General features: G+C 31.6%; 16 protein-coding genes. 12 read left to right on the plus strand and 4 right to left on the minus strand.

Features of this window, described 5'->3' with window-relative positions:
• Window positions 1-84: 84 nt before the first annotated feature.
• The 10 genes from ACSHW5_RS11510 to ACSHW5_RS11555 all read left to right on the plus strand — a co-directional run bounded on the left by ACSHW5_RS11510 (window position 85) and on the right by ACSHW5_RS11555 (window position 8,992).
• Window positions 85-783, plus strand: a complete 699-nt coding sequence (locus ACSHW5_RS11510) for a 5'-nucleotidase, lipoprotein e(P4) family (protein WP_435676336.1) — start codon at window positions 85-87, stop codon at window positions 781-783.
• 195 nt (window positions 784-978) lie between these two features.
• Window positions 979-1,425 (plus strand): KTSC domain-containing protein, encoded by a 447-nt coding sequence (locus tag ACSHW5_RS11515; RefSeq protein WP_435676282.1) that lies wholly within the window; start codon window positions 979-981, stop codon window positions 1,423-1,425.
• A 202-nt stretch (window positions 1,426-1,627) separates the two neighbouring features.
• A complete protein-coding gene (locus ACSHW5_RS11520) occupies window positions 1,628-2,194 on the plus strand; it encodes an RNA polymerase sigma factor (RefSeq protein WP_435676283.1) in 567 nt (188 codons plus the stop codon).
• Entirely contained in the window at window positions 2,184-2,708 is a 525-nt protein-coding gene (locus tag ACSHW5_RS11525; RefSeq protein WP_435676284.1) for a hypothetical protein, read from the plus strand. The genes ACSHW5_RS11520 and ACSHW5_RS11525 overlap by 11 nt, the downstream gene beginning before the upstream one ends.
• Entirely contained in the window at window positions 2,692-3,774 is a 1,083-nt protein-coding gene (locus tag ACSHW5_RS11530) for a hypothetical protein (RefSeq protein WP_435676285.1), read from the plus strand. Before ACSHW5_RS11525 ends, ACSHW5_RS11530 begins: the two co-directional genes overlap by 17 nt.
• 25 nt (window positions 3,775-3,799) lie before the next feature.
• Window positions 3,800-4,534, plus strand: coding sequence for a head GIN domain-containing protein (locus ACSHW5_RS11535; RefSeq protein WP_435676286.1), 735 nt, complete (start codon window positions 3,800-3,802; stop codon window positions 4,532-4,534).
• A gap of 565 nt (window positions 4,535-5,099) precedes the next feature.
• Window positions 5,100-5,645 (plus strand): sigma-70 family RNA polymerase sigma factor, encoded by a 546-nt coding sequence (locus ACSHW5_RS11540; protein WP_435676287.1) that lies wholly within the window; start codon window positions 5,100-5,102, stop codon window positions 5,643-5,645.
• A 59-nt stretch (window positions 5,646-5,704) separates the two neighbouring features.
• Window positions 5,705-6,595: a dienelactone hydrolase family protein gene (locus tag ACSHW5_RS11545; protein ID WP_435676288.1), complete on the plus strand. Its 891-nt coding sequence runs from the start codon at window positions 5,705-5,707 to the stop codon at window positions 6,593-6,595.
• Window positions 6,596-6,674: 79 nt separating this feature from the next.
• The gene (locus ACSHW5_RS11550) at window positions 6,675-7,496 is read left to right on the plus strand and encodes a class I SAM-dependent methyltransferase (protein WP_435676289.1); all 822 of its coding nucleotides are present in this window, start codon (window positions 6,675-6,677) and stop codon (window positions 7,494-7,496) included.
• Window positions 7,497-7,543: 47 nt separating this feature from the next.
• Window positions 7,544-8,992 (plus strand): FAD-dependent oxidoreductase, encoded by a 1,449-nt coding sequence (locus ACSHW5_RS11555; RefSeq protein WP_435676290.1) that lies wholly within the window; start codon window positions 7,544-7,546, stop codon window positions 8,990-8,992.
• 91 nt (window positions 8,993-9,083) lie between these two features.
• Here ACSHW5_RS11555 and ACSHW5_RS11560 read toward each other — a convergent pair whose 3' ends face one another.
• The 3 genes from ACSHW5_RS11560 to ACSHW5_RS11570 all read right to left on the minus strand — a co-directional run bounded on the left by ACSHW5_RS11560 (window position 9,084) and on the right by ACSHW5_RS11570 (window position 13,922).
• Window positions 9,084-10,235 (minus strand): adenylyltransferase/cytidyltransferase family protein, encoded by a 1,152-nt coding sequence (locus ACSHW5_RS11560; protein ID WP_435676291.1) that lies wholly within the window; start codon window positions 10,233-10,235, stop codon window positions 9,084-9,086.
• Between the two features lie 255 nt (window positions 10,236-10,490).
• The gene (locus ACSHW5_RS11565; RefSeq protein WP_435676292.1) at window positions 10,491-12,464 is read right to left on the minus strand and encodes a YgiQ family radical SAM protein; all 1,974 of its coding nucleotides are present in this window, start codon (window positions 12,462-12,464) and stop codon (window positions 10,491-10,493) included.
• Between the two features lie 714 nt (window positions 12,465-13,178).
• Complete coding sequence (locus ACSHW5_RS11570) at window positions 13,179-13,922, minus strand: DJ-1/PfpI family protein (protein WP_435676293.1); 744 nt, start codon at window positions 13,920-13,922, stop codon at window positions 13,179-13,181.
• Between the two features lie 144 nt (window positions 13,923-14,066).
• Between ACSHW5_RS11570 and ACSHW5_RS11575 the strand changes: the two genes are divergently transcribed.
• Together ACSHW5_RS11575 and ACSHW5_RS11580 are read left to right on the plus strand one after the other, a co-directional pair.
• Window positions 14,067-16,628, plus strand: a complete 2,562-nt coding sequence (locus ACSHW5_RS11575) for a chondroitinase-B domain-containing protein (RefSeq protein ID WP_435676294.1) — start codon at window positions 14,067-14,069, stop codon at window positions 16,626-16,628.
• A gap of 222 nt (window positions 16,629-16,850) precedes the next feature.
• Entirely contained in the window at window positions 16,851-18,785 is a 1,935-nt protein-coding gene (locus tag ACSHW5_RS11580) for a CocE/NonD family hydrolase (protein WP_435676295.1), read from the plus strand.
• Between the two features lie 171 nt (window positions 18,786-18,956).
• Here ACSHW5_RS11580 and katG read toward each other — a convergent pair whose 3' ends face one another.
• Window positions 18,957-21,155 carry a catalase/peroxidase HPI gene (gene katG / locus ACSHW5_RS11585; protein ID WP_435676296.1) on the minus strand — a complete coding sequence of 733 codons (2,199 nt, stop codon included), beginning with the start codon at window positions 21,153-21,155 and terminating at the stop codon, window positions 18,957-18,959.
• Window positions 21,156-21,187 lie beyond the last annotated feature (32 nt).

Below are 21,187 nucleotides of genomic sequence, written 5' to 3' on the forward strand. Positions count from 1 at the left end.
TAAAAAACCTTCTATAAAAATACCCAATATGTTACCGAGTATTGCGATTGATTAGCTCGAACTCACGTTATTAAAGAACATACGATACAGTCTTTATTATGGGTACAAAATGCTGCAGAATACAAAGCGTTAACGTATCAGGCATACAATTTAGCGAAACTTCGATTAGATGAAATTCTTGCAAATAATCAGTCTGATAAACCCATTGCTATTGTAACAGATATCGATGAAACTCTTTTAGATAATAGTCCTTATTCTGGTAAACAAATTGAATTAGATGAAAATTACACTTCAGCAAGGTGGGCAGAATGGGTTAAAGAAATAAAAGCAGCAGCAATACCAGGAGCTCTTGCTTTTTTTAAGTATGCCAAAAGTAAAAATGTAACTGTATTTTATATTTCTAACAGATCTGCAGAACAAACAACAGAAACTATTGAAAACTTAAAACTAAAAGGTTTTCCGTTTGCAGATGAAACACATGTACTTTTAAAAACAAACAGTAGCGAAAAAGGTAGTAGAAGAAGTGTTGTAAAAAAAACACATGAAATTGTATTACTTCTTGGTGATAATTTATCTGATTTTTCAACCATATTCGAAAATAGTACTACAGTTCAAAGAAATAAAAATACAGATAGTTTACGTACTTCTTTTGGTGAGAAATACATTGTTTTGCCAAACCCAATATATGGAGATTGGGAAACAAAAGGTGTTTTAGAGGGAAACTATAATTGGACAAACGCTCAAAAAGACTCTATACGTCGTAGAAAAATCACTTCTTATTAAGTTTGTTTTTTTGTGTTTCTGCAATTTCCGCTATCTTAAGTTTTTGATTGGTAAATACGTAGAAAACAATAGCAAAGCAGTAAATTAACCAATTAAAAAATAGGCTTTAAAATTCGGTTAATAATTTAATACTGAATTAGTGCAACACAATCCATTTAATATCAGTACTTTTGCACGCAATTTGAAAATTTAGAAATGAAGCGAATTAAAGAATATAAGAAACTATTTAAAATAGAAGGTAAGATTGATTTAAAGGAATTAAAATCTACCTATAGAAGTTTAGTAAAAGAATGGCATCCAGATAAATTTCAAGATGAAGCTAAAAAAGAGGAAGCAGAAATTATAAGTACTCAAATTATTGACGGAAATCACTTTTTAATAAGTATTGCTCCAGAAACAAAAGAAGCTAATTTAGAAGCTTATAAAAGAACAATTACAGAGTTTCAAGTAGCAGATTGGCATCATAAAAGTATGTTGTTAGAAGTTACTTTTACAGACGGAAATACCTACGAGTATTTTGGCGTAAACAGAATTCTTTTTGGAAAATTTGTAAATGCGAAGTCTATGAATAACTTCGGAAAAAGAAATATTTTTAATTCTTTTTTATACAGAAAATCAAAGAAAGCTGCAGTAATGGCATAAGTGATTCTCACTTTTTTACCTTGCAACACGTAATAAATTATACTTTAGACCTGTCATTTTTTAAGAATTGACAGGTTTAAATTTTTTAGCACTTTTATAAAAGTGTCTTCACAATTATTATTTCCTGTAAAAAAACCTATTTTTATTCTTGCAAAGTGTCACAGTTTTAAAAACATTTTGTCTCTAGAATAGAAACGTTTTATTGGAAGCTAATCAACCACATATAACCAACCTTTTAGAACGCTGCAAAAAGTCGGATAAAAACGCCCAGTTAGAAATTTATAAGGCATATTATAATGCCATGTACAATGTTTCTTTCCGCATTTTAAAAGACGAATTTGAAGCAGAAGATATTATGCAAGAAGCTTTTTTAACGGTTTTTACAAAAATAAATTCTTATAAAGGTGAAGTTACTTTTGGTGCTTGGTTAAAAAGAATTGTAATTAATAAAAGTTTAACTCAATTAAAGAAAAACAACCGTTATCAAGAAGTAAAAATGGATATTATTCCGAGTACTGATATTGAGGAAGAACCTATAGATTATTCAGGATTAAAAGCTAGTGAAGTATTGCAAACTTTACAAAGTTTAAAAGAAAATTATAGATTGGTACTAAACTTGCATCTAATAGAAGGTTTCGATTATGAAGAAATAGCACAAATTCTTAATTATAGTAATGAAAATGTAAGAACTACAGTTTCTAGGGCGAAGAAAAAATTAAGACAAATGTTGTTAGATAACACAACAAAAACACAGCAATATGGAAGATAAATTACATCAATTTTTTTCTGAAAATGATTTTGATTTTCAGACTCCAAACGCCGGACATATAAAGCGTTTTGAGCGCAGGTTAAATCAAACACAAAAACAAAATAACATTTCATGGAAATGGCTATCTGTAGCTGCATCTGTTGTATTAATTTTTGGTTTTTGGTTGGGTAGCAATCATCAAAAAAGACAATTAGATTTGGCAGATATTTCACCAAAAATGGAAGAAGTACAAAGCTATTTTGTTTCAACTATTTATCAAGAAATAAAAACCTTAGAAAAAAACAGAAATTTAGATACAGAAAATATTATTGAACATGCATTAGAAGAATTGGAAGAATTGGAAGATAATTATCAAGTTTTTGTGAAAGATTTAAACAAAAATGGCAATCAGAAAAGAATTATTAGTGCCATGATAAAGAATTATCAAAGACGTTTAGATGTTTTAGAAAACACCTTACAATTGATAGAAAAAATTAAAGAACCTAAACTTTTAGACAATGAAATCTATATATAAAATCTTATTAGTCATCTTCTTTTTACCATTTGTGGCGTTTGCTAACAAGAGTGAAAAGAAGCACGAAAAAAATCTGATTATTAAAAAAGAGTTTCATGTAAATGCAGATGCAAAGGTATCTTTAAACAATAGATATGGCAATTTACACATTACTACTTGGGATAAAAATAAGATAGCAATGGAAATAACTATTACTGTAAATGGTGATGATTTAGATGCTGTGGAAGATAAACTTTCTAATATTAGAGTAAATTTTAATGCAAACGCTTCTTTTGTAGAAGCTACAACTATATTTGAAGACAAAGGAAGTAACTGGTCTTGGTGGAAAAAAAGTAAAAACATTAATTATAAAATTAATTATGTTGTAAAAATGCCAAAAACTAATTCTGTAGAATTAGACAATGATTATGGCAGTATTTACTTAGATAATTTGTCTGGAAAAGCGGATGTTAAATGTGATTATGGTAAAATTATTGTTGGTGAATTACTAGCAGAGAATAATTCAATTTCCTTAGATTACTGCTCTGCATCTTCTATTGGTTATATGAAAAGTGGCGATTTAAATATTGATTATTCTAAAATTAATATTGATGCTGCTGATAAAGTACGTGTAAAGGCAGATTATTCTACTTTAAAATTTGATAAAATAGATACTATTGATTTTAATAGTGATTATGGAAGTTTAATAATAAACAATGCCAATACTATTAAAGGGAGTTCAGATTATGTAAATATGCGTTTTGGCACTGTAAAAAAGAATATTAGTATTCGCACAGATTATGGAAACATTTTAGTAAAAAATTTAGCAAAGGGTTTTGAAAATGTAGAAATTACAGGGCAATATGCAGGTATAAAAATTGGTGTTGCCACAGGTGCAGTATTTAATTTTCAAGTAGATTTACAATATGCTGGTTTTAACAGAAATGATGAAAAAATAGCGTTTTATAAAAGTTTATCTAAGGCTACCAAAAAATATTATGAAGGTAAATTTGGCAAAGGAAATGCTGAAGGGAATATCAAAATAAAATCTGAATACGGAAGTGTAAGTATTAGTGAAAACAACTAAAATTAACCAATCAAAAGTATTAATTATGAATAAAAAAATAATTTTAACAGGCATTATTTTATCCTTAACTTTTGCAATAAATGCTCAAAGTTGGTGGGGAAAAAGTGAAAAAATAAAGGGAAACGGAAAGGTTGTTACCGTAATTAAATCAACAAAAGAGTACAATGGAATAAGTGTTGGAGGTTCTTTTGATGTACTTCTTGTTAAAGGTGAAGAAGGAAAAATTACTATTGAAGGAGAAGAAAATATTATTCCATATATAGAATCTGTGGTAGAAGATAATATATTAAAAATTAATTATAAAAAAAACATCAACATTAGAACAACTAAAAAGCTCACAATTACGGTTGCTTTTAATAATTTAGAAAGTGTTGCCTTGGGAGGTTCTGGCAATATTTCTAGTAAAGAATTTATTAAGAGTAGTGATTTTAAAGTAAGTTTAGGAGGTTCTGGCAATATTACGTTAAATATAGATGCTGCTACAACAAAGGCATCTATGAGTGGTTCTGGAAACATTCGTTTAAAAGGGAACAGCAATAAATTTAATTGTGCTTTAGCGGGTTCTGGTAGTATAAGTGCTTATGAATTAAATACGGATGAACTAAAAGCAACTATTGCGGGTTCTGGAAATATAAAAACTACGGTTTCAACTAAAATCAAAGCAAAAGTTGTAGGTTCTGGAAGTGTTTTTTACAAAGGAAAACCAACAAAAATAGATAGTAAAACTGTGGGGTCTGGTACTATTATAGATAAGAATTAAGATTTTCATAGATAGGATAATTATATGGATAAAAAGAGAAGTTCTTAAGGAAAACTGAAGTTTTAGTTTAGATTTGGTTAACTAATTTTTTTAAGAGATTCTTTTAAAATCCAAAGATTTTATATGTACGCATTGCCTACATTAAAGTCTACTTTCAAAAAAAAACTAAACAATTTTGCATCTTTTTTGTAATTTCTGAGTCTATTATATGAATCTTAAAATAGATACTATTATGAAAAATAAAAATGTTGATTGCACTTGTAATTGTGCAGGATGTTCAAGCGGAGATTGTAAAAATTGTACTTGTGAAAACTGTACATGTGCTTCTTGTAGCTGCTCATAATTTGTTTTACTGAACTTGTTTGAGTATCTTATGATAAGAACTGAAACAAGTTTAGTTTAATGAACAAGAATACCATTGGCTTTATATTGAAACTGATTCTCTGTGAAAGCTAGCAACCTAACAAAAATAGAATTTTTGTTTATTGAGTCTTTAATCAAAATAAAACTAGCAATATGTTGTAGGGCATTAGCTTAATGATCGTTAGTTTTAAAAAAAATTATGATGAACACAAAAGAAGTTTGGACTTCCTATTCAGAAGATTTAAAACGATTTATTATAAGCAAAGTAAAAAATGTTACTATTGCTGATGATATTTTGCAGAATACTTTTATTAAAATTCACACAAAACTACATACCTTAAAAGATGTAACAAAATTAAAATCTTGGTGTTTTACTGTGGCTAGAAATTCTATTTTGGATTACTGGAAATCTACAAATCAGACTTTTGAGATTGCTAATTTTGAAGCGGAAACAACTCTCGAAGAAAACATACACACAGAACAAGATTGCCTGCGTGGTATTTTAAAAAGCTTACCAAAAAAATATAGAGACCCATTGTTTCTGGCAGATATAAAAGGATTAAAACAGCAAGAAGTTGCTACCCAACTGCACCAAAGTTTACCAACTACCAAATCACAAATTCAGAGAGCAAGAAAATTAATTGCACAAGGTTTTATGGATTGTTGTGGATTTGTAATAAATAATGAAGGACATTTAGTTGGTGAAATTCAAGAAAAAGCAGACTGTAAAGTTTGTAATTTGCTTTAATGCAATTTATTTTTTTTATATCTTAGTTGAAATAATAGTATATTCTAAATTTAAAAAAAATGAAAGCACTTAAAAAAGAAGATATTAGTCAAGAAGTTTTTGATTTGTATGATGATTACGCACACAACAAAATGGATAGGAAAGAATTTCTACAAAGACTTTCTTTGTATGCAGTTGGCGCCATAACATTACCCGCTTTATTAAGTTTTATTTCACCAAATTATGTAGATACTATAATGGTTCAACCCAATGATCCTAGGCTAAAATCAGAAATGATTGATTATGATTCTCCTAATGGTGGCAAAAAAATGAATGGATTGTTTTCTATTTCAATAGATGCTAAAGAAAAGTTACCAGGTATTTTGGTTGTTCATGAAAACCGTGGGTTAAATCCATACATTGAAGATGTTGGTAGAAGAGCAGCTCTAGAAGGATTTGTAAGCTTGGCTCCAGATGCACTTACGCCTTTAGGCGGATATCCTGGAAATGATGATGAAGGAAGAGCAATGCAAAAGAAAAGAGACAGAAATGAAATGTTAGAAGATTTTATTGCTGGTTATAATTATTTAAAATCTCATAAAGATTGCAACGGAAAAGTAGGGGTTGTTGGTTTCTGTTTTGGTGGATGGATTTCTAATATGTTGGCTGTAAAATTACCAGATTTAGGAGCCGCTGTTCCGTATTATGGAAGACAACCAGAAAAGGAGGATGCTATTAAAATTAAAGCTCCATTATTATTACAATACGCAAGTTTAGACAAAAGGGTAAATGAAGGATGGCCAGATTTTGAAAAAGTTTTGAAAGAAAACAATATAGAACATGAAGCCCATTTTTATGCGAATGTAAACCATGGTTTTCATAACAATACTACGCCAAGGTTCGATAAAGAATCTGCAGATTTATCTTGGGAAAGAACCATTGCTTTTTTTAATAAACATCTAAAAGAATAACATACAAATTTATCATTCCTGCCTAAGCGGGAATCTATTTCACTATATTTTAAGTACTTTTATCCTTTAAATATTTAAGGTGAAAAAGAAAACACTTATTAGTAAAGAATTAGACAACTTTTACAACAAAGCTTCAGAAGAAACCAGGCTAGAAAAAGGAATGGGAATTTTTGAATTTGAACGTATTAAAGAGCTCATACAACTGCATATTACCAAACCAAATACTACCATAATTGACGTTGGTGGCGGAACAGGAAAATATTCTGAATGGTTGGCAAAAAACAATCATACAGTTCATTTAGTAGAGCCTGTTTTAAAACATATTAAATTAGCAGAAAAAAGAGCCAAAAAATTAAAGAAACCTTTTTCTGTAGCAATCGGCGAAGCTAGAAAATTACCTTTTAAAGATAATGTTGCAGATTTGGTAGTTTTACACGGACCTTTATACCATCTTCAGAAAAGAGAAGATAGGGTTGCGGCTATTATTGAAGCCAAGCGAGTGTTGAAAAAAGACGGAATTATTTTAGGTTTCGCAATTAACGCAACAGCTTCTACTGTAGTTGGTTTAATGAATGGAATGATACATGCAAACTCATTTTTTGAGATGTGTAAAGAAGAGCTCACAACAGGTATTCATGATGCGCCAAAAGATTTTCCTTTTCTATTAGCAGATGCTTTTTACCACAAACCAGAAGGATTGAAAGCTGAGTTTTTAGAACAAAACCTTACATTTATAAATCTATTTGCTGTGGAAGGAATGATATGGTTAGATAACGATTATTTTGCAAATATGATTCATAAGAAAAAATCAAAAACCTTAAAGGCTTTGCAAACTCTAACTCAAAATGACGAATATTTGTTGCCTTTTAGTCCGCATATGATGATAGCTGTGAAGAAATAGTTTGTTGTTTATTGAAGAAACTCAAAAACTGATTAAAATGTAGCCAAGTGAAAGATAAGGAGGTTTATTGGGGAATTTGTAAAAAATGCAAAGGAATAGGCAAAAACAGTAAAAGAATTTCTAAAAAAGAAAGGCTTCAGTATAAAATTACTTTAGAAGAATTCAAAAACTCTAAGGGCGTCGGAAAAACACCTATTCGACCCAAAAGTCAATTACAAACTTGTTCTACTTGTAAAGGTTCCGGCTTGGTTTATTCTGATACAGAAGTTTTATCAGATACAGAAAATTATCCGCATATTGCCATAATTGGTGGAGGAATTGGCGGAGTTGCCTTAGCTGTTGCATGTCTACATCGTGGAATTCCTTTTACACTTTATGAGAGAGATGAGAGTTTTGATGCTAGATCTCAAGGTTACGGACTCACGTTGCAACAAGGAAGTAAAGCGATGTCAGGATTGGGAATACTTTCATTAGAAAAAGGAGTTACTTCAACAAAACATGTAGTTCATACTAGCGAAGGAAAGATTATTGGCGAATGGGGAGTTAGAAAATGGGGAAGATCGGCTTCAAAAGCGCCTCCAAAGCGCACAAATATTCACATTGCAAGACAGTCTCTTCGTTTAGCGTTGCTTGAGCAACTTCAAAATCACGACTCCATAAAATGGGGGCATCAATTATTGAATTTTAAAGAATCTAAAGAAGGAAAAATGGAGTTGGCTTTTCGGGTGAAAGGCAAAATCATACAAGAAAAAACAGATCTTATAGTTGGCGCAGATGGAATTAGAAGTACGGTAAGAGAATTATTAATTGGTGAGAATATTTCTCCTTTGCGCTATTTAGGTTGCATTGTAATTTTGGGAATTTGTCCTCTAAAAAATTTAAAAGATATAGATAGTCCTTTATTAGATTCTGCCACAGTATTTCAAACCGCTAATGGTCATGAACGTATTTATATGATGCCTTTTGATTTAGATACCATTATGTGGCAGCTTAGTTTTCCAATAACAGAAAAAGAAGCCAAAGAATTGAATACTCAAGGACCAACATATCTTAAGGAAGAAGCTTGTAAAAGAACGCAATGGCACAATCCTATTCCTCAGATTGTAGCTGCTACAAACGAAACTCAAATTTCTGGATATCCTGTATATGATCGGGAATTACTAAAACCTGCATTATTAGAGAAAGAAAGTAAAGTTACACTAATTGGAGATGCAGCACATCCTATGAGTCCGTTTAAAGGGCAAGGTGCAAATCAAGCATTGTTAGATGCTTTGTCTTTAGCTAGAGAAATATCAAAAGAATGTAAACCTTTAACTCCATGGAGAAAAAATGGAATGCGGAAAAGTGTGTTCACTGCATTTGAAGCTGAAATGATAGAACGCAGTGCCACTAAAGTAAAGAGTTCTGCAGAGGCAGCACAGTTGTTACATTCAGAACTTGTACTTTATAAAGGAGATGGTCCTAGAGGGAAACATCGAACTAAAAAGAAAGATTAATATGCATTGAATTATATCAGACAAAAAAAACTCCATTCTTACTTTTATACAAAAGTAGCAATGGAATTTTCTAATTTATTTTTTATGAAATTTATAAAGCTTCTTTTCTTCTCACTTTTATCTTCATCGCTCCATCAATAGGTTTATCAGAAACCAAGATTAAATATCCTGCTCCTCCAGCTCCTGCTAATTTCCATGCAAGTGCTTTTGTTTTATACTTTTCTATTTCTTTAAGAATTCTATCATTTACCATTGCAGGAAACATTTTTACCTGAGCATTAAATGATTTCAAAAATCCTTCAGAAAACTTAGCTAAATCTTTATTTTGAATTGCTTCCCAAACTTCTTCAGAAGCATTCGCTAAAGATTTTACATTTTCTTCATTAATATAAGTTTCTCCTAATAAATCTAAACCTTGTTCTCTAGGCCATAAAAGTACCATTTGAATATGATCTTCTAACCAACCCAATACAGATTCATCATGTACAGATTCAAATTTTGTAGGCCAATAACCATCACTATAATAATGTCTAACAAGACCTGGCATACAAATACCTATGGCATCTTGAGCACCAGAAACCATGGTAGCACCAGGTGTGTTTTCAAACTTGAATAGTATTTCTGCTAATTTTTCTGGTTTATCTAAAGGCAAATAATGGGGCCATATTTTTTTTGCAGCATTTCTAGTAGAAGTAGACATTCCACAGCGTTCATTATACTCAATAATAGGCTCTAAAGAAAGAGTAATTGCCCAACCTGGATGAAATTTAGAAACATAAGGTTGATCTATCCAAGTACCTCCAAGATCTATTCTGTAAGGCAAAGAACAATTACCTCCAGTTCTTAAAGAAGTTGTAGATCTTTCTGGAAGTCCCGCATCAGGAATTCTTTTTAAGTTTTTTAACTCAATATTTAATTCATCACATAATTCTTCTTTTGCAGGAGAAAAACCATCTTCATTTACAATAAAATAATCTGGTTTTAATTCTATTAGATCTTCTTTAAAATCTAACATGCCAGAACCCGAATTTACAAAAGCATTTTTCACATATTTGATTGCATTGATCATATAAATTCTTTCTTGTTCAGAATTTATAGTTTCACGTCCCTTTAAGTCAGAAACTGTTTTATCTGAACCAATACCTACATATAAATCTCCATAAGAAGACGCTTCTTTAAAAAATGCAATATGTCCGCTATGCAACATATCAAAACAACCCGATACAAATACTTTTTTTTTCATTATCAATTATTTAAACTTAACTATTTTGGCAAAAATGAGCTTTTTTTTTATGATTTCAAATTTTCTAGAAAGCTATTTTTATTTACAGAATTCTTCTAAAATAAATAAATTGTTGAAATTAATGATATTCAGGTCAGAACCATAGTGTATTTTACTAGTTTTATTTTTCTGGTTAAAAATCAAAAATCTGTATTTGGATTCCTGTTTTTATAGAATAATAATTTCATCGAAAACCATAATTTTCAATTAAAAATATTATCTCCTTCTTTTTTTACTAGAAGTAGCTCTACTTGCTTTTTTCTTACGTCTATTAAAAGGAACCGGAACCGCATCATCAAAAGTATTCTTTACCTCTTTTGCGTTTTTGTTTTTTTTCCAAGAATTATTCTCTGGTAATAATTTTCTCAATAAATCTGGCCTACCAACTTTGTTAAGTGTGTTTTTAATCCATTCTTTATTTTCCTTTTTATACCAAAAGAAAAATTTATGTTGGTCTTCTCGTTCCTTTTTTGTTTTAGGTGTTTTTGTTGGTTTTAAAGTATAAGGATGGTATCCTGAGTAATAAATAACTGTTGCAACCGTCATTGGTGTGGGGGTAAACCCTTGTACTTGCTCTAACTGAAATCCCATATCTTTGGTTTCTGCAGCTAAGTTTGCCATATCTTCTACCTCACTTGCAGGGTGACTAGATATAAAATAAGGAATCAATTGTAAATTTAATTTCTTCTTGATGTTTATTTTATCAAAACGTTCTTTAAACATGTGAAAATATTTAAAAGACGGTTTACGCATCAACTTTAAAACAGGGTCAGAAGTATGTTCTGGCGCAACTTTTAAGCGTCCAGAAACGTGTTTTGTCATTACTTCTTCTGTGTATGCATCCAATTCTTTTGGATCTGCATTTTTATTAAATTCTGGCACCAACATATCATGTCTAATACCGCTCCCAATAAAAGATTTTTTAATCTTTGGGTGTTTATCAACAGCTTGATATAACTCCGTTAAAGGTTTGTGAGAAGTATCTAAATTAGAACAAATTACTGGCGAAATACAACTAGGTGCAACACATTTATCGCAAATAGATTGCACTTTTCCTTTCATCTGATACATGTTTGCAGAAGGCCCACCAATATCAGATAAATAGCCTTTAAAATCTGGCATATTTGCCACTTTATCTATTTCCTTTAAAACAGATTCCTGACTTCTACTGGCAATAAACTTTCCTTGATGTGCAGAAATGGTACAAAAACTACATCCACCAAAACATCCTCTGTGAATATTGATGGAGAATTTAATCATTTCAAACGCAGGTATTGGTCCACGTTTGTCATATTTAGGGTGCGGTAAACGCGTAAAAGGCAAATCAAAAGAACCATCAATTTCTTTTTCAGTCATTGTTGGGTAAGGAGGGTTTATCACCATCGTTTTTTCTCCAACTCCTTGTAAAATTCTTCTTGCTTTTAATTTATTAGATTCTTGCTCAATCACTTTAAAGTTAGAAGCAAATGTCTTTTTATCCTTTAAACAAGCCTCATGAGAATTAATTGTTACATCTTCCCAGCCATTAACAACAGGTAATTTTTCTTCCTTTTGATTGATAAAAACAGCCGTTTGTTTAATGTTTTTTAAACTAGAAAACGGTACACCTTTTTGCAACAATTCTACAATTTCACGCAATGGTTGTTCTCCCATTCCATACACTAACATATCTGCTTTAGAGGTTTCTAAAATACCTGGCAATAATTTATCAGACCAGTAATCATAATGAGTTACACGTCTTAAAGAAGCTTCAATTCCACCAATTAAAACAGGAATATCAGGAAACTTCTCTTTTAAAATTTTGGAATAAACAGAAGTTGCATAATCGGGTCTAAACCCTTTATCACCATTTGGTGTATACGCATCTTTGTCTCTTCTTCGCTTGCTAGCGGTGTAATTAGAAACCATTGGATCCATACAACCCCCAGTAACGCCAAAAAATAAACGAGGCTTTCCTAATTTTTCAAAATCTTGCAAATTATCAGTTACACTTGGCTGCGGCACAATGGCCACTCGCAAACCATAACTTTCTAAAATTCGGCCAATTACCGCAGGGCCAAATGACGGATGATCTACATAGGCGTCTCCGCTAAATAAAATAACGTCTAATTCTTCCCAACCACGAATTTTTACTTCTTTGTTTGTAGTTGGTAACCAGTCTGTTAATTGATGTCTTTTAGGTTCTTGCATAGTTTGCAAAAATACAAGAATTTTAATAGAAAAAACACTTATTTTAAGAATGTCTAGTTTTAGTGTAATTTGAAGCTATATCCTGCTTTCCACTATATCTTTTTTCTTCTGTTCTCGATACAAATTTGCAAAAAAGCAAATTCACTCGAACTGACAGAAAAAAGGATGCCGTTTCAATCAGGGCTAAGATTTTTTGCTAGCTTTTTTAAAACCGTAAGCGAAATACGTATCTTCTAAATAAATATTTTGGCTAAAGCCCTTTTTTTTATCCTTTCTAATACCCTATGGATAAATACATAGGCAATTGATGTATTGCGAGATATTAATGTAGAATTTTTATTTTAAACCGAATCAATAGCAATAAACTTTCGCATATTGTTATATTAAAAAGTAAATTATTGGCTTTAGCCAAAATCCAAAAAAAGATTAATCATCCTCATTAAAAGGGTTGTTAAAAGGCAAATCGCCATCTATATCGTAATCATCATAATTTACACCTGCGGATTAAAAAGTCTCTATCTGTTAATACTATAATTTCTTTCATCAAAAGATTTTACCCATTCTGCAAATAAAACTCAAACTTGTCATTTCTACATTTGGAGAAATCCCATAACAGTGATACGGCAACGCTAACCAAATCTTATGCAATTTCTCTCTTTTATAAAAATGACAATTGTCTAAAAAAAACACACTTTGTTCCAGCAGACAAATTAATTACTCTACAATTAAATGCGGCACCTTATCTACATTCCAATCAATAACCAAACCACCTGCTAAAGATTTTGCTACTTCTTTACCGTATAAAAACTCACATAAATACAAGGCAGCTTCAAAAGATTTTGCACCACCAGCAGAAGTAATATATTTTCCATCATGTACAAATAAAACTTCTTTTCTAATATCTAAATTAGGAAAGGTTGCTCTCATTTTATCAATATCCGAAGGAAACGTTGTAGAAACTTTATCTTTTAACAAACCTGCTTTTGCCAATACAAAAGCACCATCGCAATGAGAAGTAATATAAAGAGCATCTGTATCAACTCTTTTTACAAAATTTATCATTGCTGTATCTTCTAAATCGGTATCTAAATGATGTTCTGCAGAAGGAACTACTAAAATATCTATTTTTGGTAACGAATCTTTTAGATAATTAAAATCTGGAAGAATTCTCATTCCTTCAAAAGTAGTAATGGGTTTGTCTGTATTTGCAACGGTAAAAACATTCATTGCTTTTATGTTTTCTCTAAAAATGGTGTGTTGAAAAATATCAAACGGAGCGGTTAGTTCGGTGTTAAAAGTTCCATCCATAATTAAAAAAGCAACATTATACCTGTCTTTTTCTAACTTGGGAAACGTTTTTTCTTGCTGAACTTTTTTCAAAACAATTTCGTTACTTTCTACTTTTTTCGATTGACACGCAATAATACTTACCAATATAAATAATAATACTTTTTTCATCGTTGTTTTTTATCCACCGTAAAAGTATTTATAATCTATCAAAAAAAAGTACTCTTTTTTAATCATCTGAAAATAAGTTAAGTATTCATTTTTTTACTATATTTGGTAAACCAATCTGGTAAACCAAAAATAAATAGAGAAATTATGAAAAAAAATTACGTATTCTATCCAGCAAATTCAAAATATGTTTTCATCTTGTTTTTGTTAAGTTCATTTACTTTAATGTCTCAAATGTATACAAGCGATTCTACTTTAAGAGATGATGTAAATGCGGCCACAAATGGCGGTACTTTTATTGTTGCTAATGGAACCTACGATGATTTTAGCGCTACTTTTGAGAATATGGCAACAGAAGAAAACCCTATTATTGTAAGAGCAGAAACAGTTGGCGGAGTTACGTTAACAGGCGGCGCAAGTTTTGTGTTTAGAAAATCTTCTTATATCACTTTAGAAGGCTTTATTTTTGATGGAGAAGACAAAAGCAGTATCATAAAACTAGAAGGTTCTAATAATATTAGAATTTCTAGAAACGTTTTTAATTTACAAACAGATGAAGATAGCACTGCAAAATGGGTATATATTGGTGGTTATTGGGATGATACAAGTTACCCATTTACATGGCCAAGTCATCACAATAGAATAGATCATAATATTTTTCAAAACAAATCTAGACCAGGACATTATATAACTGTAGATGGTAATACAGATGAAGATACAGATATTGCTTATCAATCTCAATATGATAGAATAGATCATAATTATTTTAAAAACAACAGCCCTAGAGCAGTAAATGAACAAGAATCAATTAGAGTTGGTTGGAGCGAAATGTCTAAATCTAGCGGTTATACAACCGTTGAATTTAATTTATTTGAAGATTGTGATGGAGATCCGGAAATTGTATCTGTAAAATCTAGTGATAATATTGTAAGACATAATACGTTCTTAAAAAGTTACGGAACCCTGTCTTTACGTCATGGAGACAGAAATAGGGTAGAAGGAAACTACTTTTTTGGTGGTGATAAAGCAATTGGTACTTCACCAGATAATGCAACATTATATACAGGCGGAATAAGAATTTATGGAAAAGATCATGTAATTATTAACAATTATATGCAAGGATTAAATGGTACAAAATGGGATGCGCCAATTACACTTACCTTAGGAGACGTAACGGAAACAAGCTCTAGCCTTTCTTCTCACTTTAGAGCCAACAACGTATTAATAGCTTACAATACTTTGGTAGATAATAGCCACGGAATAGAAATTGGTTATAGTAATAATGACAAATATGACAAAGATTTAAAAGACATTACTATTGCAAATAATTTAATAACGGGTTCAGAAAATGCCTTAGTAGCAATTATTGACGATAATGACCAAGGAAACAATATTACTTGGCTAAATAATTTATTTCAGCCAACAGCAAGTGCAACCACAATTTCGGGGGCAACAAGTACTTCTTTTACAAGTTCTATGGTTGTAAATGAAAACCCTAATTTAGAATATGATAGTGTAGAAAATATTTGGAGAACAACAGAAACAACGCCAAATTACCAGAATGCAGTAACTACAGAAGTAATTGCAAAAGATATTGAAGGGCAAGATAGACCTACAACAAGCAATCCTGGGGCAGATCATTTTAGCACAGAATCCGTACGATATTCTTATTTAAAACCTGCAGATGTTGGCCCGAATGCTTACGAAGTAGATGAAACTTCAGAGTCTTTATACGTTTCTTCTATTTCAGAATTTGAGGCTACAGAGCAAACGCAAGAAGTTACCATAACGGCAAATGTAGATTGGTCTGTTACTGATGATAGCGATTGGATTTCCGTTTCTCCGGAAGCTGGATCTAATAATGGCGCTTTTAATATTACTGTTACCCAAAATACAGTGTATACAGAACGTACAGGTATAGTAACTATTGTAGGTGGAGATTTAACAAGAATTTTAAATGTTACGCAAAAAGCGAAAGACCCAAAAACAGATTTAACACTTATTAATGATCAGTCTGAAAATGACAATGTAAGCGTTAATTATGTTTTTCATGAAGAAATAACAAGTTCTAAAAATAATGTTGCTGTTAATAGCTTGGATAAAAAGCTAGATACCCAATGGTCTGGAAACGGAGTTGGCGGTGAAATTATTTACGATTTAGGCGGTGCTTTTGATTTAAAACTAATAGATTATGCAACTACAAATGGTAAAACGTATGAATTAGAAATTTGGGTTTCTACAACAGGAGTTGCAACGGAAGATTTCCAAAATGCTTTTCCAACTACAGGTAAACTAACTAGTAATTCTGATGGAACATACAAGAGTTTTATTTTACCAGATGTAGCTACCGGAGCAAAATATGTAAAAATTATTGGTTACGGACAACCATCTGGAAGTAATTGGAATACCATTGTGGAAATAGATTTTTACAAAACCTCTAGTCTATCTTTAAGCAATGCGGCTTGGGTAAATGACATTTCAATATATCCAAATCCAACAAATGATTTTTTTAATATTAAGGTAAGTAATACTCAATTAAAGTTGGTTCAATTGTTTAACGTAAATGGTAAAAAAGTTTTAGAACGAAATATTGATGTTAAAACTACTGAGGTTAAACTTGATGTTTCTAAACTTACCAAAGGAGCTTATTTTATCGTGTTATCAGACAAAAGCAACAAAAAAGTATCTCAAACAATACTAATTAAATAAATATTGAATTAAAAAAATAGAAAATAGCTATTAAAAATAGTACCACGAACTTGTCTGCAGATAGGTTCGTGGTTTTTTTTATAACTGATTTCAAACACAGGTTTTTCAAAAAAAAAACTCTTATTACTCATATAAAATTACTTGCAGATTTATTATTTTCAGAACAGAACAGTTCTAAGGAAGTTTTGTAAATTTACGTTTCATATTCAGGATAAAACTTTCATGAAAAACCCATTTTTAAGATTCCTTTTTGTCGTATTTGCATTTACTTTTTTTATCAACTGTAACTCAAAAAAAACAGAAAATATCATAGATAAAAAAGATTTGTTTGTAACAGACAACTACACGAAGAAAGAAGTAAATATTGTCATGAGAGACGGTACAAAACTCCATACAACCATTTATTCTCCAAAAGATACTAGTAAAAAATATCCTATTTTAATGCAAAGAACCCCTTATAGTTCTGCGCCTTATGGAGAAGGAAAAATGAAAACCAAAATTGGTCCGAATGTTCATCTAATGAAAGAACTCAATATTGTGGTCTATCAAGATGTTCGTGGCCGTTGGATGAGTGAAGGTGTTTATGATAATATGCGTGCTTATCTGCCTAATAAAACAGCAAAACAATCAGATGAGGTTTCTGATACTTATGATACCATTGATTGGTTGATAAAAAACGTAGAAAACAATAACGGAAATGTTGGTACTTGGGGAATCTCGTATCCTGGGCATTATGCAACTATTTCTACTATTGATGCACATCCTGCTTTAAAAGCGGCTTCTCCGCAAGCTTGTATTGGCGATTTTTTCTTTGATGATTTTCATCATAATGGTGCATTTATGCTAAGTTATTTTAGAGCAATTTCTTTATTTGGAACTTATAAAGACACACCAACAGATTCTGCTTGGTATTCGTTTCCTAAAATGGATTCTCAAGATCAATATCAATTTTTCTTAGATAAAGGTCCTTTAAAAAACTTAAATAAATATTTTCAGTATGATAAATTAGATGTAAAAACGGCTGAGAATAAAGATAGAATTGATGATTTTTTCTGGAAAGAAATTGTAGAACATCCTAATTATGATTCTATTTGGAAAAGTAAAGGAATCATTCAGCACTTAGATAAAGTTCCTTCTTCTGTTGCAACCATGATTGTTGCTGGTGAGTTTGATGCCGAAGATTTATACGGACCATTAGAAACTTATAAAGCTATTGAAAAGCACGGAAAAGACAATTACAATACCTTGGTTTTTGGTCCTTGGGATCATGGAAAATGGTCTAAGAATACGGTAGAAAATTATGTGGGAAATTATTTTTTTGGAGATTCTATTTCTTTAAAATTTCAATCGGATGTTGAAACAAAATTCTTTAATCATTTCTTAAAAGGAAAGGGAGATAAAAACGCTGGTTTGCCAGAAGCTTATGTTTTTGATACCGGTAAAAAAGAATGGAAATCTTATGATGTTTGGCCGCCAAAAAATATGGTAAAAGAGTCGTTTTTTTTAAATTCAAATCAAGAATTAAAAAAGACTCATAACGGAAAGCGCACTCAAGAAACTAAATTTATTAGTGATATAAAACGCCCTGTACCATATTCAGAAGATATTAAAACAGTTTTTACGCCACGTAAATATATGACAGATGATCAACGTTTTGCGGCAAGAAGACCAGATGTTTTGGTTTTTGAAACGGAGGTTTTAACCGAAGATTATACGTTAGCCGGAGATATTTTGGCAAAACTAAAAGTGGCAACAACCGGTTCTGCAGCAGATTGGATTGTAAAGGTTATTGATGTTCATCCTTCGGAAACAAAAGAAAATAATAAGAAATTACAAAACCATTTAAAAATGAGTAATTATCACTTAATGGTAAGAAGCGAAGTTTTACGTGGGCGTTTTAGAAATAGTTTTGAACATCCAGAACCTTTTGTTCCGAATAAAAAAACAATGGTGAATATTAAATTACAAGATGTTTTTCACACCTTTAAAAAAGGACATAAAGTACAAATTCAGGTACAAAGTACTTGGTTTCCTTTAATAGATTTAAATCCGCAAACCTATGTAGACAATATTTATAAAGCTGATGAAAAAGATTTTACGACACAAACTCATACCGTTTTTACAGATTCTACCATTGAATTTTCTGTATTAAAATAACAGCGTCTAAAAGTTGCTTTCTTTCTTCTTGTGATAATTTTTTAATTATGCTGATTTTTTATTAAGAGGATTCAGAAAAGAGCCTTGATTTTAAAGTTTTTGTTCATAAAAAATGATACTGAGTAATCAGTATCATTTTTAAGAATGCAATATATTTTGGCAATCAAAAATTTACGAATCTAAATCAAAACGATCTAAATTCATCACTTTTGTCCAAGCGGCAACAAAATCTTTTACAAATTTATCTTGACCATCATTAGCGCCATACACTTCAGCAACAGCTCTTAATTCAGAATTAGAACCAAAAATTAAATCGGCTCTTGTTCCAGAAAATTTCATTGCTCCAGTTTTTCTATCGCGTCCAATAAATTCTTTATCTTCAGAATTTGTAGCTTTCCAAGTAATTGATAAATCTAGAACATTTGTAAAGAAATCATTTGTTAAACTACCTTCGTTATTGGTGAAAACTCCATTTTTAGATCCATCATAATTAGTCCCTAAAACACGCATACCTCCAACAAGTACAGTCATTTCTGGTATTGATAGCGTTAATAAATTAGCTTTATCAATTAATAAATCTTCAGCAGCAACATTTAGTTTAGGATTCATGTAATTTCTAAAAGCATCGGCAATGGGTTCTAAATATCCAAAAGACTCAACATCTGTTTGTTTTTGCGAAGCATCTCCTCTTCCTTGTGTAAATGGAACAGATATTATATGTCCTGCTTTTTTTGCAGCTTGTTCAATGCCTACATTTCCAGCCAAAACAATTAAATCTGCAATAGAAACGGTACCATTAAAGTTCTCTTGAATTCTGTTGAATTCATTTAAAACATTATTTAATTCTTTAGGCTTGTTTACTGCCCAGTTTTTTTGAGGTTCTAAGCGTAAACGTCCGCCATTAGCGCCACCGCGTTTGTCAGAACCTCTAAATGTTGAAGCAGAAGCCCATGCTGTAGATACTAATTGAGAAATGCTTAAACCTGTTTCTAAAATCATCTTTTTTAAGGTAGAAATGTCGGCAGCACTTAATGTATAAGAAACAGAAGGAATTGGATCTTGCCACAGTAATTCTTCTTTGGGTACTTCTGGACCTAAATAACGATTGGCAGGCCCCATATCACGATGCGTTAATTTAAACCAAGCGCGCGCAAAAGCATCTTCAAAAGCTTTATGATCTTTGTGAAAACGTTTAGATATTTCTAAAAATCCTGGATCTACTTTTAAAGCCATATCAGCATCTGTCATTATTAACACTTGTCTTTTAGAAGCGTCTCCAGCCATCGGAGCCATTTTAGCATTTGATGCTGCAGTTGGAGACCACTGAGTTGCTCCTGCAGGACTTTTTACCAATTCCCAATCATAATTTAGTAAGACATCAAAGAAATCATGATCCCACTGTGTCGGATTTGGTGTCCACGCACCTTCTAGTCCACTGGTAATAGTATCATCAAGTACACCAGTGCCGTAAGAGTTTTTCCAACCTTTTCCCATTTCTTCCATGGGAGCTCCTGCAGGTTCTGCGCCCACATATTTATTAGGATCTGCTGCACCATGAGCTTTTCCAAAAGTGTGACCACCTGCTGTAAGAGCAACAGTTTCTTCATCATTCATGGCCATACGACCAAAAGTTTCTCTGATAAGCTTTGCGGTTCCTAATGGATCAGATGTACCATTTGGTCCTTCTGGATTTACATAAATTAACCCCATATGAGAAGCGCCTAAATGTCCTTCTAAATCTCCTTTATTGGTGTCAAATCTATCCTCATTGTCCATCCAACCTGTTTCACTTCCCCAATAAACATCTTGTTCCGGTTCCCAGGCGTCTTCTCGTCCACCAGCAAAACCGAAGGTTTTAAACCCCATAGATTCTAAAGCGCAATTTCCTGCAAGAATCATTAAATCTGCCCAAGAAATTTTATTTCCATATTTCTTTTTAATAGGCCATAATAATAAACGGGCTTTGTCTAGGTTTCCATTATCTGGCCAACTATTTAATGGTGCAAAACGCTGATTTCCGGAAGCAGCACCGCCACGGCCATCTCCAACTCTGTAGGTACCTGCGCTATGCCATGCCATACGAATCATAAATCCGCCGTAATGGCCATAATCTGCTGGCCACCAGTCTTGAGAATCTGTCATTAACGCAATGACATCTTTTTTTAGTTCCGTGAAATTTACGCTATTAAAGGCTTCAGTATACTTAAAATCTTCACCCATAGGGTTCGATTTTGTTGCATTTTGCCTAAGTATATTTAATTTTAATTCATTAGGCCACCAGTCTCTATTACTTGTTCCTCTGCCCGCAGTTTTTTTTTGATCTCCGCTCATAAAAGGGCATTGATTCATGTTTTCGCTTGTATTTTCCATTTTTATATTGTTTAAATTTTTAGATGAGTCAA

Origin of the sequence: Polaribacter sp. (assembly GCF_051251875.1) — a bacterium.
Classification (GTDB): domain Bacteria; phylum Bacteroidota; class Bacteroidia; order Flavobacteriales; family Flavobacteriaceae; genus Polaribacter.

Bases quoted from the DNA above. Each gene is read 5' to 3' on its own strand.
- katG (WP_435676296.1), bottom strand. From the start codon at position 21,155: ATGGAAAATACAAGCGAAAACATGAATCAATGCCCTTTTATGAGCGGA.
- ACSHW5_RS11565 (WP_435676292.1), bottom strand. From the start codon at position 12,464: ATGCAAGAACCTAAAAGACATCAATTAACAGACTGGTTACCAACTACA.
- ACSHW5_RS11570 (WP_435676293.1), bottom strand. From the start codon at position 13,922: ATGAAAAAAGTATTATTATTTATATTGGTAAGTATTATTGCGTGTCAA.
- ACSHW5_RS11545 (WP_435676288.1), top strand. From the start codon at position 5,705: ATGAAAGCACTTAAAAAAGAAGATATTAGTCAAGAAGTTTTTGATTTG.
- ACSHW5_RS11535 (WP_435676286.1), top strand. From the start codon at position 3,800: ATGAATAAAAAAATAATTTTAACAGGCATTATTTTATCCTTAACTTTT.
- ACSHW5_RS11515 (WP_435676282.1), top strand. From the start codon at position 979: ATGAAGCGAATTAAAGAATATAAGAAACTATTTAAAATAGAAGGTAAG.
- ACSHW5_RS11525 (WP_435676284.1), top strand. From the start codon at position 2,184: ATGGAAGATAAATTACATCAATTTTTTTCTGAAAATGATTTTGATTTT.
- ACSHW5_RS11560 (WP_435676291.1), bottom strand. From the start codon at position 10,235: ATGAAAAAAAAAGTATTTGTATCGGGTTGTTTTGATATGTTGCATAGC.
- ACSHW5_RS11580 (WP_435676295.1), top strand. From the start codon at position 16,851: ATGAAAAACCCATTTTTAAGATTCCTTTTTGTCGTATTTGCATTTACT.
- ACSHW5_RS11530 (WP_435676285.1), top strand. From the start codon at position 2,692: ATGAAATCTATATATAAAATCTTATTAGTCATCTTCTTTTTACCATTT.
- ACSHW5_RS11575 (WP_435676294.1), top strand. From the start codon at position 14,067: ATGAAAAAAAATTACGTATTCTATCCAGCAAATTCAAAATATGTTTTC.
- ACSHW5_RS11540 (WP_435676287.1), top strand. From the start codon at position 5,100: ATGAACACAAAAGAAGTTTGGACTTCCTATTCAGAAGATTTAAAACGA.